Origin of the sequence: Saccharopolyspora cebuensis (assembly GCF_039542665.1) — a bacterium.
GTDB classification, from domain to species: Bacteria; Actinomycetota; Actinomycetes; order Mycobacteriales; family Pseudonocardiaceae; genus Saccharopolyspora; species Saccharopolyspora cebuensis.
The window spans coordinates 147,756-157,823 of sequence record NZ_BAABII010000013.1 but is presented as its reverse complement, the minus strand read 5'-3'; the positions used below and the strand labels follow the sequence as shown (position 1 = coordinate 157,823).

The following is a 10,068-nucleotide window of genomic DNA, read 5'->3' as shown; positions in this document are numbered from 1 at the left end:
GCCGTCGACCCGCGGGTCGACGGCAGCCCCCTTCGGCGTTCCCGGGGTCGGTGCTTCCGGGGAACTTCGCCGTTGCCGGGGTGCGGGCGTGTTCGCCCGCAGCGGAATCGAGCGGCCCGAGATCACGGCGATCTTGTGATCCGAACCACCGGAAGGGCCGCTGAGAATCCACTTCGGATAGCTGACGTGAGAGTGTTTTCCCTCGTCAGGGCCTCGCGAAGCGCGATGTTCACCCAGCGTTGGGACGGTTGCTGCAACCGGGTGCTTCACCGTGACGCCCATCGCGACCCGCCGCGGGAACACTGACTGGAGCTCATGCGTCTGGAAGAGTGGGTAGCAACGAGCACCGACCCCGCAGCCAGTGGGCCACCGGTGGTCGTAGCAGGATCGAGGGCGTCGGGAGGAATGCCCGACGCCGGGACGGAGGGAGATCACGATGCCGGGAACGCTCACCCGCCCCGAGCTGACCGCCGCCGACCGCTGCGACCGCTGCGGGGCCGCTGCCAAGCTTCGCGCCGTACTGCCGTCCGGTGGCGAGCTGCTGTTCTGCGGGCACCACGCCCGCGCCTACGAGGCCGGACTCCGGGAGATGGAAGCCGACCTCCAGAAGGACGAACAGCACGAGGTGCAGTAAGCCGACGAGCGGAGCCCCCGGGAGGACGAGTTCCTCCCGGGGGCTCCGTGGCATCCGGGGCCAGGTGGTGCCCGGCCCGGGACCGCCGCTCAGCGGTGTCCGGGCCGGTTCGCCGGGGTCAGCTCGGCCAGCGCCGCCAGCAGCCGGTCCACGTCCTGCCGCAGGCTGTAGTGGGCCAGGCTCGCGCGCACCGCTCCCGCCGGACCGAGCCCGAGCGCGTGCACGAGCTCCCAGGCGTAGGAATGGCCGCTGGAGACGTTCAGACCACGCGCGGCCAGCTCGCCCGCCAGCCCCGCCGGGGTGTACCCGTCGACGCTGAAGCACGCGGTCGGGGTGACCCGGCCGCGGGGCGCACCGTGCCGGACCACCCCGCCCAGCTCGGCGAGCCCGTCGAACAGCCGCGCGGCCAGCGCGTCCTCGTGCTCGCGGACGGCGCGCCGGGACACCGCGAGGCGCTGCGCGCGGGTGCCGGTGGCCGCGTCGTCCAAGTCCGCCAGGTGCTCGACGGCGGCGACCAGCCCGGCCAGCGCGGCGAACGGCTGGGTGCCCAGCTCGAAGCGCTCGGGGACGGTGTCCGGGGACGGCGCGAGCTTGTCCGGGTGCAGGTCCTCCAGCGCGCCCGGATCGGCCGCCACGACGGCGGCCAGGTGCGGACCGGCCCACTTGTAGGCGCTGGTGGCGTAGAAGTCCGCCCCGAGCTCGGCGAGCCGGACGTGCTCGTGCGGGCAGTGCTGCACCCCGTCGACGAACGACACCGCGCCCGCCGCGCGGGCCCGCCGGGTGATGCTCGCCAGGTCCGGCACGGTGCCGATGAGGTTCGACGCGGCGGTCACGGCGACCAGCCGGGTGCGCTCCCCGATGAGTTCGGCGACCCGTTCGGCGGGCAGCTCACCGGTGACCGGATCGACCTCGGCCATCCGCAGCACCGCCCCGGCGCGCCGCGCGACCGCGACCCACGGGCGCACGTTCGCGTCGTGGTCGAGCTGGGTCACCACGACCTCGTCACCGGGATTCCAGCCGTCCGCGAGCACCTCGGCGAACCGGTAGGCCAGGGCGGTCGAGCTCGGACCGAACACCACCCCGGCCGGGTCCGGCGCGCCGACCAGGTCGGCCACCGCCGCCCGCGCCTCGGCGACGATCCCGCCCGAGCGCCTGCTGGCCCGGTGGTCACCGCCCAGGTTCGACAGGCCGCCCCGGTGGGCGTCCCCGATCGCCTCGATCACCGCTTCCGGGACCTGCGTGCCGCCGCCGGCGTCCAGCCAGGCCCGGCCGTCGGCGAGCGCGGGGTAGCCCGCCCGGATCCGCTCCACGTCGTATGCCATGCGGAGCAGCCTAGGAACAGCGGCGGTGCATCACCAGGAGCGCAGCGTGGCGATGCGCTCCTCCAGCTGCTCCACGGTGGCCATCGCGGTCGGCGGACCACCGCAGCTGCGCTGGAGCTCGTTGTAGATCTTGCCGTGCGGTTTCCGGGTTCGGTGGTGGTGCAGCGCCACCAGCGTGTTCAGCTCCTTGCGGAGCTTGCGGAGCTGTTCCTGGACGTTCTGCGGCCGGGAGGCGCGCTCCGCCTGCTCCCGGGCCTGCTCCTCGGCCTTCGCCGACTTGGCCTCGGTCTCCCGCTTCCCGACGACGTCGAGCTGCTCCTCCTGCCGCTGCCGCAGCAGGGCCCGGACCTGGTCGGGTTCGAGCAGACCGGGCAGACCCAGGTAGTCCTGCTCCTCCTCGGTGGTGCTGAACGCCGCGGTGCCGAACGAGGAGCCGTCGTAGATGACCTGGTCCAGCTCGGCGTCGGCGCCCAGCGAGGTGAACGCCTTCTCCTCCTCGCCGGGCTCGTCGCGGGTCGCGTTGGCCTGCGCCAGCAGCTCGTCGTCCCAGCCGTCCTTCTCCCGGTGCGGCTTGCCGAGGACGTGGTCCCGCTCGGCCTCCAGCTCGCTGGCCAAGCCGAGCAGCACCGGGACGCTGGGCAGGAAGATGCTGGCGGTCTCGCCGGGCCGCCGGGAGCGGACGAAGCGGCCGATGGCCTGGGCGAAGAACAGCGGCGTCGAGGCGCTCGTGGCGTAGACGCCCACCGCCAGCCGGGGGACGTCGACGCCCTCGCTGACCATCCGGACCGCGATCATCCACCGCTCGTCGGACTCGGCGAACTCGGCGATCCGGCCGGAGGCCTTGGGGTCGTCGGAGAGCACCACGACCGGCTCGGCACCGGTGATCCGCTGCAAGGTCTTGGCGTAGGCCTTGGCGCTGACGTGGTCGGTGGCGATGACCAGGCCGCCCGCGTCCGGCATCCCGCCCCGGCGGAGCTGCGTCAGGCGGGTGTCGGCGGCCTGGAGCACCGCGGGCAGCCAGTCCCCCGACGGGTCCAGCGCGGTGCGCCAGGCCCGCGCGGTCTGCTCGGCGGTGAGCGGCTCACCCAGGCGGGCGCTGAACTCATCACCCGCGCTGGTCCGCCACCGGGCCTCCCCGGAGTAGGCCAGGAACAGCACCGGGCGGACGACGCCGTCCTTGAGCGCGTCGGTGTAGCCGTAGGAGTGGTCGGGGCGGCTGCGCTGCGCGCCGTCGGCGTCGGGCTCGTAGTTGATGAACGGGATCGGCGAGTCGTCGCTGCGGAACGGGGTGCCGGTGAGCGAGAGCCTGCGCACCGCCGGGGTGAACGCCTCGCGGATCGCGTCGCCCCAGGACTTGGCATCGCCGGCGTGGTGGACCTCGTCGAGGATCACCAGGGTCTTGCGCCGCTCGGTGCGGACGCGGTGCAGCGTCGGGTGCGCGGCGACCTGCGCGTAGGTGAGCACCACGCCCTGGTAGTCGCTGGAGGTGATCCCGTCGCCGTTGCGGAAGTCGGGGTCCAGCGCGATGCCCGCGCCCGCGGCGGCCAGCGACCACTGGTGCTTGAGGTGCTCGGTGGGGGCGACCACGGTGACCGCCTCGACGGTGCGGTCGGCGAGCAGTTCGGCGGCCACCCGCAGCCCGAACGTGGTCTTGCCCGCGCCCGGCGTCGCGACCGCGAGGAAGTCCTGCGGCTTGGTCGACAGGTACTTGGCCAGCGCCCGGCGCTGCCACGCGCGCAGCGGGCGGGACGCGGGCTGCGACGGATCGGTGAGCACGGATCGGACGGGGTGGTCGAGTTGCGCTTCGGACACGCCGGCTCGCCGCTCCTTTCGTGCGTTCTCCGCTGCGGACCGTCGAGCAGCCTACCCGCGACGCGCGCCGCGACCGGGCAGGCCCGGCCGCGCTGAGAGCATCGCGACACCCCGGCTCAGCGCGGTCGGGGTCGATTCGGCCGGGTCGGCGTTCGAGGTGGCCCCGGATGCAGCATCCTGGTGCACGACATGCACCCACCCAGTCCCGCCCCCGGCCGACCGCCGGTCGCCCCGGTCCGCCCGGCCCCGCCGGTGCGCCGGGGCCCGCTGCGCTTGGTCGGCCGCACCGTGCACAAGGCGTGGTGGGACAACATCTTCTCGGAATCGGCCTCGGCCGCGTTCTGGCAGACGTTGTCGCTCCCGCCGCTGCTGCTGGCGCTGCTGGGCAGCCTCGGCTTCCTCGGCGACTGGTTCGGCCCGGACCTGGTCGACGTGGTGCAGAGCAAGATCGTGAGCTTCTCGCGCTCGGTGTTCACGCCCAGCGTGGTGGACCAGATCATCGCGCCGACGGTCGCCGACATCCTCACCAAGGGCCAATCCGAGATCGTGTCGGTGGGCTTCGTGCTGTCGCTGTGGGCGGGTTCCTCGGCGCTGGCTTCGCTGGTGGACTCGATCACCTTGGCCTACGACCAGTACCTGGTGCGCAACGCGGTGTGGCAGCGCGTGTTCGCCCTGCTGCTGTACCTGGTGTCGCTGGTGCTCGCGGTGTTCGGGTTGCCGGTGCTGGCGCTGGGGCCGGAGTGGCTGCCGACGATCTTCCCGGCGGAGTTCCAGGACGACATCGCCCGGCTCGTCGGGCTGTTCTACTACCCCGCGACCGGCCTGCTGCTGGTGCTGGCGCTGGCCACGCTGTACCGGGTGACGGTGCCCAGGAAGCTGCCGTGGCACCGGGGGCTGCCGGGCGCGCTGCTGGCGATGGCGGTGTTCCTGTGCTCCAGCATCGGCCTGCGGCTCTACATCACCTGGGTGACCAGCACCGGTTACACCTACGGCGCGCTGGCCACGCCGATCGCGTTCCTGCTGTTCGCGTTCTTCATCGGCTTGGCGGTCATCATCGGCGCCCACTTCAACCACACCATCCAGGAGATGTGGCCGGCCCGGATGACGCGGCGGGAGCGCCGGAAGTGGCGCAGGCTGGAGCTGGCCAGGCTGGACCAGCGGATGCACACCGAGGAGGGTTACCTGGCGTGGCGGGAGCGGCGGGACCGCGACCCGGGCGCGCAGGACTCGGGCGCGCAGGACTCGGGCGCGCAGCAGGAACGCGGACAGGACCAGGACTGATCGCGATTCCGGCGGGGCGGCGGCGGGCTGCCCGGCACCGCCCCGCAGGCGCTCACTCGCCGCCGGGCGGCAGCGAGTTGAAGACCTCCTTGCAGTCCGGGCAGACCGGCGAACCCGGCTTCGGCGACTTCGTCACGGGGAAGACCTCCCCGCACAACGCCACCACGTGGGTGCCCGTGACCGCGCTCTCGGCGATCTTGTCCTTCTGCACGTAGTGGAACATGTCCGGACGGTCGTCACTGGTCTGGTCAGTGGTCTCGGTCCGGGTGTCGGTCTCCGGCAGCGTCATCGTGCTCATGGGTCCATGATGCCCCACGACCGGGGCTGTTGTCCCCGAGGTCGCGGGCGGGTCAGCTGCTCTCCACGACCCGGTTGCCGCCGGTCTCGAGGCTCCGCGGGGACCGGCGGAACCGGTGCGCGTCCTCCTTCTTGCGGGCCGGCCGGTCGTTGGCGACGAGCACGGCCATCCAGGGCAGCGGCACCGAGATCGCGATGATCAGCAGCGCGAGCCACCAGAGCTGCCAGAACTGGTAGACGAGCACGCCGCCGACCAGGCACGGGATGCGGCTGGACATCATGATGAGGTACTTGCGCCGGCGAGCCGCCTGCTCGTCGTCGTAGGACGGCCGGGCCTCGGTGATCAGCACCGGGGAGTCGTCGCGATGGTGCACGGACAACCACCTCCAGACCGGCACCATGGTGCCACCCGGTCGGGCGTGCCGTCAGCGCGGGGACGCCGATTCACCGAGTTCGCCGACTGGGCACAGCGCCGAAACCCGGCCGGGTTAGATTCGGGTGGACGGCGTCGCGGGAGGCGGACATGTTGTACACGGTGAGCAAGCGGGTCCTGGGCACGCTCGCCCGGACGATCTACCGACCCACGATCATCGACGCCGACAAGGTCCCGGCGTCCGGCCCGGTGATCCTGGCGCCGAACCACCTGGCGGTGCTGGACAGCTTCATCGTGCCGCTGGTGCTGCCGCGCCCGGTGGCCTTCCTCGCCAAGGCCGAGTACTTCCGCGGCACCGGACCGAGCGGGCGGTTCAGCCGCTGGCTGTTCACCTCGCTGGGCGCCATCCCGGTGGACCGGGGCAAGGGGCGGGCCGCGATGGAGGCGCTGAACGCGGCCGAGCAGGTGCTGCGCGACGGCGGTGCGTTCGGCATCCACCCGGAGGGCACCCGCTCCCCCGACGGCAGGCTCTACCGGGGCCGGACCGGCGTGGCGCGGCTGGCGCTGAGCACCGGCGCCCCGGTGGTCCCGGTCGCGCTGACCGGCACCGACAAGCTCCAGCCGCGCGGCGCGAAGCTGCCCCGGCCGCACCCGTTCTCGGTGCGCTTCGGCGATCCGCTGCACTTCACCCGCTACAGCGGGATGGAGAACTCGTTGCCGGTGCTGCGCTCGATCACCGACGAGATCATGTACGCCATCGCGGAGCTCTCCGAGCAGGAGTACGTCGACCGGTACCAACGCCCCGGCGCCGCCGCGGCCTGATCGCCGCAGCGGCGGCCGGTCCCCTAGCCTCCCCCTCATGCGAAGGCGCGCGTCCGGCCTGATCCGCGACACCGGCCGGGGCCACGAAGCGGCGATCCTGCGCGCCGCGCTGGAGGCGTTCGCCGCGAAGGGCTTCAACGGCACGTCCATGCGGGAGGTCGCGCACAGCGCCGGGACCAGCCTGTCGAACCTCTACAACTACTTCCCGTCCAAGGGCCACCTGCTCGCCGAGCTGCTCCAGCGCGCCGGGGACGAGCAGCTCAGCCGCGTCCGGGACGCCGCGGCGGGCGGGAGCGCCACCGAACGGCTGGACGCGGTGGTGCGCGCCCACATCGGCTTCAGCACCGAGCACCAGCTCGCCGCGCTGGTGGCGCTCAGCGAGGTCCGCTACCTGGTGGGCGAGCAGCGCACCCGGGTGGTCCGGGCCCGCGACGCGGTGCTGGCCACCGTGGCGCGGATCGTCGCCGACGGCGCGGCCTCCGGCGAGTTCGGCACCCCGCACCCGCACGACGCGGCGCGCGCGATCGTGGCGATGTGCTCCTCGGTGGCCACCTGGTACCGGCCGCGCGGCCGGCTGTCCAGGAAGGCCCTCGCCGAGCAGCACGCCCGCTACGCCCTCGCCCTCCTGGAAGCCGACGCCCTCGGCTGACTCCCGCCCACCCCCGCGTGCGGACGCCCGGGAGGGGATGGTCCAAGATCAACAGCGTTGCCGTCCCGCATCCCGAGCCCCCGGGGGAATGATGTTCGATCCGGACCTGTGGCGGGTCCTGGGCGTGCACTGGCACGGCTACGTCGAGATCGACCGCGGCGACCCGTGGTGGGCCCCGCGGTCCCGGGCGGAGCTGCTGCGGCTCCCGCCCGCCAAGGTCCTGCTCACGCCGGACGCGGCGAGCGACTGGGTGTCGGAGATGACCGCCGCGCACGCCCTCCCCGTGGAGGTTCGCCTGGTCGGAGCACAGGGTCCGCACGGCGGCGTCGGAATACTGGGGGACGACGGGCACCGGGAACACGATTCCCAGGCGGACCACGTCGTCCTCAGCCGGGGCGACAGCCTCCGCTACGACTTTCCCCGCGAGGGGGACAGACTGCACCTGCGGGTGGAAGCGGTCACCGCGCGGCAGTGCGCGGTGACCCACCCACGCGAAGACCAGGAGAGTTGATGCCTGCCCGCGTCCACCACCGCCTCGCCGCGGAGATCGTCGCGCCGCTCGACCAGACCTGCCCGGTCTGCCACGGACCGATGATCCCGGTGCAGGGCAGCGACCGGTGGGTCTGCCCGCGGGGTTGCTAGCGCGCCACCCGGCCGGGCGCTACTTCTTCGCCGCCTTGGCCGCCTTCTTGAACGCGCGCACCTCGGCGAGGCTGTCCGGACCGGTGACGTCGGCGATCGAACGGCGCGAGCCCTCCTCGCCGTAGGCCCCGGCGGCATCGCGCCAGCCGTCCGGGGTGACGCCGAGCTGCTTGCCGAGCAGGGCGACGAAGATCCGCGCCTTCTGGTCGCCGTACCCGGGCAGCGCCTTCACCCGGCGGAGCAGCTCCTTGCCGTCCGGGTCGCCGGACTTCCAGATCTCGTCGGCCCGGCCGTCGTAGTGCTCCAGCACGTAGCCCGCGAGCGCGTGCACCCGGCGCGCCATCGAGGCGCCGTAGCGGTGGATGGCGGGCGGCTGCACGCACAGCTCCACGAACCCGTCGAGGTCGGATTCGGCGATCCTGGTGATGCTGAACCCGTCCATCCGGTCCGCGATCTTCCTCGGCCCGGCGAACGCGTGCTCCATCGGGAACTGCTGGTCGAGGAGGAGCCCGGTCATCAGGGCGAACGGGTCTTCGCTGAGCAGCTCGTCGGCCTCGGGGTCGCCGGTCAGGCGCAGGGCGGTGGACATGAGGTCATCCTGGCACGGGGCCGCACCGCCGGGCACGGCCCGCTCCCCGGGGCGCGGCGGCCTCGCCAGCGCGGGAGCGCAACGCCCGCCCGTCGAGCTCGGCCGGAGGTGGCGGCGGAACCTCGCGCCGCGAATGATCAGCTTTGACTTATATAAGCCGACGCTGCCATACTCGGCGGGTGCATGCCTTCGACGTGCTCGGCGACCCGGTGCGCCGCCGCATCCTGGAGCTGCTCGCCGAGGGCGAGCGGACGTCCGGGGCGATCACCGCGACCGTGCGGGAGGAGTTCGGCATCTCCCAGCCCGCGGTGTCGCAGCACCTCCGCGTGCTGCGCGAACACGGCTTCACCACGGTCCGGGCGGCGGGCACCCGTCGGCTCTACGCGGTGGACGCCGCACCGCTGCACGAGATCGACACGTGGCTGGAGCGCTTCCGCCGGTTCTGGGACCAGCGGCTCGACGCGCTGGCCACCGAACTGGCCCGCGGCAACCGGGGCCGCACCACCGCGAAAGAAGAGGACCACCATGACTGACACCGCGCAGCTCGTCGACGCCCTGCACCGCCGGGTCGGCACCGGCGCGCACGGCGGGCGCACCATCGCCCTCACCCGCACGTACGACGCCGCGATCGCCGACGTGTGGTCGGCGTGCACCGAACCCGACCGGCTCGCCCGGTGGTTCCTCCCCGTCTCCGGCGACCTGCGCACCGGCGGGCAGTACCGGTTGGAGGGCAACGCGAGCGGGACCGTCGAGCGCTGCGACCCGCCGCGCGGCTTCACCGCGACCTGGGAGTTCGGCGGCGGGACGAGCCGGATCGAACTCCGGCTGAGCACCGAGGAGGGCGGGCGGACCCGCCTCGAACTCGAGCACTCGGTGCCCGACGACGAGCACTGGGCGGAGTTCGGGCCGGGCGCCGCCGGGGTCGGCTGGGACATCGGGCTGCTGAACCTGGGCCTGCACCTGGCCGGTGCGCAGATCCAGCCCGAGGAGGAGTGGGCGGCGACCGAGCCCGGCCTCCGGTTCATGCGGCTCAGCAGCGCGCGGTGGGGCGAGGCCGACATCGCCGCCGGTGCGGGCCCGGAGCAGGCGCGGGCCGCGGCCGAGCGCACCGCCGCCTTCTACACCGGCTCGACCCAGTAGCGGCGGCGCGGCGCGGCATCGCCGCAGGGCACCACCGATTCCAGCCGACCGCCGCAGCGCTCGATCACCGCCGCCGACGCCGCGTTGTCCTCGGCGCAGGTCACCAGCACCCGCTCGACGCCGTGATCGCGGGCGATCCGGATGCCCCGCCGCAGCAGTTCGGTGGCGTACCCACGCCGCCGGAACCGCCGCAGCACGGCGTAGCCGATGTGCCCGCCGATCCGGCGCAGGTGGTCGTTGAGCTCGTGCCGGACCGACAAGCCGCCCGCGATCTCGCCGTCGACGACCGCCAGCAGGAACGTCGCGGGCACGAACCCGGGCAGGGGCGGGGCTCCGGGGGCCAGCACGGCCACGCACTCGTCCCAGGGCATGTCGGGCGTCAGGCCGGGGCCGAAGTCGAAGTCCTCGGCCGCCAGCTCCCGCTGCGCCGCCCGGAACGCCACCTCGTCCGCCGCGCGCACCGCCCGCAGTTCCAGCACGTGGTCCACGGGCGCGACGATGCCACGT

Annotated in this window: 14 protein-coding genes; 8 read left to right on the top strand and 6 right to left on the bottom strand. The window is 73.3% G+C overall.

Annotated features, from left to right (window positions below; genetic code table 11):
• Positions 1 to 436 precede the first annotated feature (436 nt).
• On the top strand, positions 437 to 634 hold the full coding sequence (locus tag ABD976_RS19845) for a DUF7455 domain-containing protein (protein ID WP_345365345.1): 198 nt from the start codon (positions 437 to 439) through the stop codon (positions 632 to 634).
• A gap of 89 nt (positions 635 to 723) precedes the next feature.
• On the opposite strand, the gene ABD976_RS19840 is transcribed toward ABD976_RS19845, so the two are convergent.
• Together ABD976_RS19840 and ABD976_RS19835 are read right to left on the bottom strand one after the other, a co-directional pair.
• Entirely contained in the window at positions 724 to 1,956 is a 1,233-nt protein-coding gene (locus ABD976_RS19840; RefSeq protein WP_345365343.1) for a cysteine desulfurase-like protein, read from the bottom strand.
• A gap of 30 nt (positions 1,957 to 1,986) precedes the next feature.
• Positions 1,987 to 3,732 carry a DEAD/DEAH box helicase gene (locus tag ABD976_RS19835; protein ID WP_345365363.1) on the bottom strand — a complete coding sequence of 582 codons (1,746 nt, stop codon included), beginning with the start codon at positions 3,730 to 3,732 and terminating at the stop codon, positions 1,987 to 1,989.
• Between the two features lie 225 nt (positions 3,733 to 3,957).
• On the opposite strand from ABD976_RS19835, the gene ABD976_RS19830 reads away from it, so the two are divergent.
• Positions 3,958 to 5,049 (top strand): YihY/virulence factor BrkB family protein, encoded by a 1,092-nt coding sequence (locus tag ABD976_RS19830; RefSeq protein ID WP_345365341.1) that lies wholly within the window; start codon positions 3,958 to 3,960, stop codon positions 5,047 to 5,049.
• Between the two features lie 52 nt (positions 5,050 to 5,101).
• Here the strand turns inward: ABD976_RS19830 and ABD976_RS19825 are convergent, their stop codons facing one another.
• Positions 5,102 to 5,347 (bottom strand): DUF3039 domain-containing protein, encoded by a 246-nt coding sequence (locus tag ABD976_RS19825; protein ID WP_345365339.1) that lies wholly within the window; start codon positions 5,345 to 5,347, stop codon positions 5,102 to 5,104.
• Positions 5,348 to 5,399: 52 nt separating this feature from the next.
• Entirely contained in the window at positions 5,400 to 5,747 is a 348-nt protein-coding gene (locus ABD976_RS19820) for a DUF3099 domain-containing protein (protein WP_345365337.1), read from the bottom strand.
• Between the two features lie 122 nt (positions 5,748 to 5,869).
• On the opposite strand from ABD976_RS19820, the gene ABD976_RS19815 reads away from it, so the two are divergent.
• The 4 genes from ABD976_RS19815 to ABD976_RS19800 all read left to right on the top strand — a co-directional run bounded on the left by ABD976_RS19815 (position 5,870) and on the right by ABD976_RS19800 (position 7,832).
• On the top strand, positions 5,870 to 6,541 hold the full coding sequence (locus ABD976_RS19815; protein ID WP_345365335.1) for a lysophospholipid acyltransferase family protein: 672 nt from the start codon (positions 5,870 to 5,872) through the stop codon (positions 6,539 to 6,541).
• Positions 6,542 to 6,578: 37 nt separating this feature from the next.
• Entirely contained in the window at positions 6,579 to 7,190 is a 612-nt protein-coding gene (locus tag ABD976_RS19810) for a TetR/AcrR family transcriptional regulator (protein WP_345365333.1), read from the top strand.
• Positions 7,191 to 7,281: 91 nt separating this feature from the next.
• The gene (locus ABD976_RS19805; protein WP_345365331.1) at positions 7,282 to 7,701 is read left to right on the top strand and encodes a hypothetical protein; all 420 of its coding nucleotides are present in this window, start codon (positions 7,282 to 7,284) and stop codon (positions 7,699 to 7,701) included.
• A complete protein-coding gene (locus tag ABD976_RS19800; protein ID WP_345365329.1) occupies positions 7,701 to 7,832 on the top strand; it encodes a hypothetical protein in 132 nt (43 codons plus the stop codon). Before ABD976_RS19805 ends, ABD976_RS19800 begins: the two co-directional genes overlap by 1 nt.
• 19 nt (positions 7,833 to 7,851) lie before the next feature.
• Here ABD976_RS19800 and ABD976_RS19795 read toward each other — a convergent pair whose 3' ends face one another.
• Positions 7,852 to 8,421 carry an HhH-GPD-type base excision DNA repair protein gene (locus ABD976_RS19795; protein ID WP_345365327.1) on the bottom strand — a complete coding sequence of 190 codons (570 nt, stop codon included), beginning with the start codon at positions 8,419 to 8,421 and terminating at the stop codon, positions 7,852 to 7,854.
• Positions 8,422 to 8,600: 179 nt separating this feature from the next.
• Between ABD976_RS19795 and ABD976_RS19790 the strand changes: the two genes are divergently transcribed.
• Both ABD976_RS19790 and ABD976_RS19785 read left to right on the top strand, forming a co-directional pair.
• Positions 8,601 to 8,954, top strand: coding sequence for an ArsR/SmtB family transcription factor (locus tag ABD976_RS19790; protein WP_345365325.1), 354 nt, complete (start codon positions 8,601 to 8,603; stop codon positions 8,952 to 8,954).
• Positions 8,947 to 9,561, top strand: coding sequence for an SRPBCC family protein (locus ABD976_RS19785; protein WP_345365323.1), 615 nt, complete (start codon positions 8,947 to 8,949; stop codon positions 9,559 to 9,561). Before ABD976_RS19790 ends, ABD976_RS19785 begins: the two co-directional genes overlap by 8 nt.
• Here the strand turns inward: ABD976_RS19785 and ABD976_RS19780 are convergent.
• On the bottom strand, positions 9,540 to 10,049 hold the full coding sequence (locus ABD976_RS19780) for a GNAT family N-acetyltransferase (RefSeq protein WP_345365321.1): 510 nt from the start codon (positions 10,047 to 10,049) through the stop codon (positions 9,540 to 9,542). The two genes, ABD976_RS19785 and ABD976_RS19780, sit on opposite strands and share 22 nt — an antisense overlap.
• Between the last annotated feature and the right edge of the window lie 19 nt (positions 10,050 to 10,068).

What these genes read in the sequence shown, in the direction of transcription:
- ABD976_RS19830 (WP_345365341.1), top strand. Translation starts at nt 3,958, where the DNA reads ATGCACCCACCCAGTCCCGCCCCCGGCCGACCGCCGGTCGCCCCGGTC.
- ABD976_RS19815 (WP_345365335.1), top strand. Translation starts at nt 5,870, where the DNA reads ATGTTGTACACGGTGAGCAAGCGGGTCCTGGGCACGCTCGCCCGGACG.
- ABD976_RS19820 (WP_345365337.1), bottom strand. Translation starts at nt 5,747, where the DNA reads ATGGTGCCGGTCTGGAGGTGGTTGTCCGTGCACCATCGCGACGACTCC.
- ABD976_RS19805 (WP_345365331.1), top strand. Translation starts at nt 7,282, where the DNA reads ATGTTCGATCCGGACCTGTGGCGGGTCCTGGGCGTGCACTGGCACGGC.
- ABD976_RS19800 (WP_345365329.1), top strand. Translation starts at nt 7,701, where the DNA reads ATGCCTGCCCGCGTCCACCACCGCCTCGCCGCGGAGATCGTCGCGCCG.
- ABD976_RS19795 (WP_345365327.1), bottom strand. Translation starts at nt 8,421, where the DNA reads ATGTCCACCGCCCTGCGCCTGACCGGCGACCCCGAGGCCGACGAGCTG.
- ABD976_RS19785 (WP_345365323.1), top strand. Translation starts at nt 8,947, where the DNA reads ATGACTGACACCGCGCAGCTCGTCGACGCCCTGCACCGCCGGGTCGGC.
- ABD976_RS19810 (WP_345365333.1), top strand. Translation starts at nt 6,579, where the DNA reads ATGCGAAGGCGCGCGTCCGGCCTGATCCGCGACACCGGCCGGGGCCAC.
- ABD976_RS19840 (WP_345365343.1), bottom strand. Translation starts at nt 1,956, where the DNA reads ATGGCATACGACGTGGAGCGGATCCGGGCGGGCTACCCCGCGCTCGCC.
- ABD976_RS19845 (WP_345365345.1), top strand. Translation starts at nt 437, where the DNA reads ATGCCGGGAACGCTCACCCGCCCCGAGCTGACCGCCGCCGACCGCTGC.
- ABD976_RS19825 (WP_345365339.1), bottom strand. Translation starts at nt 5,347, where the DNA reads ATGAGCACGATGACGCTGCCGGAGACCGACACCCGGACCGAGACCACT.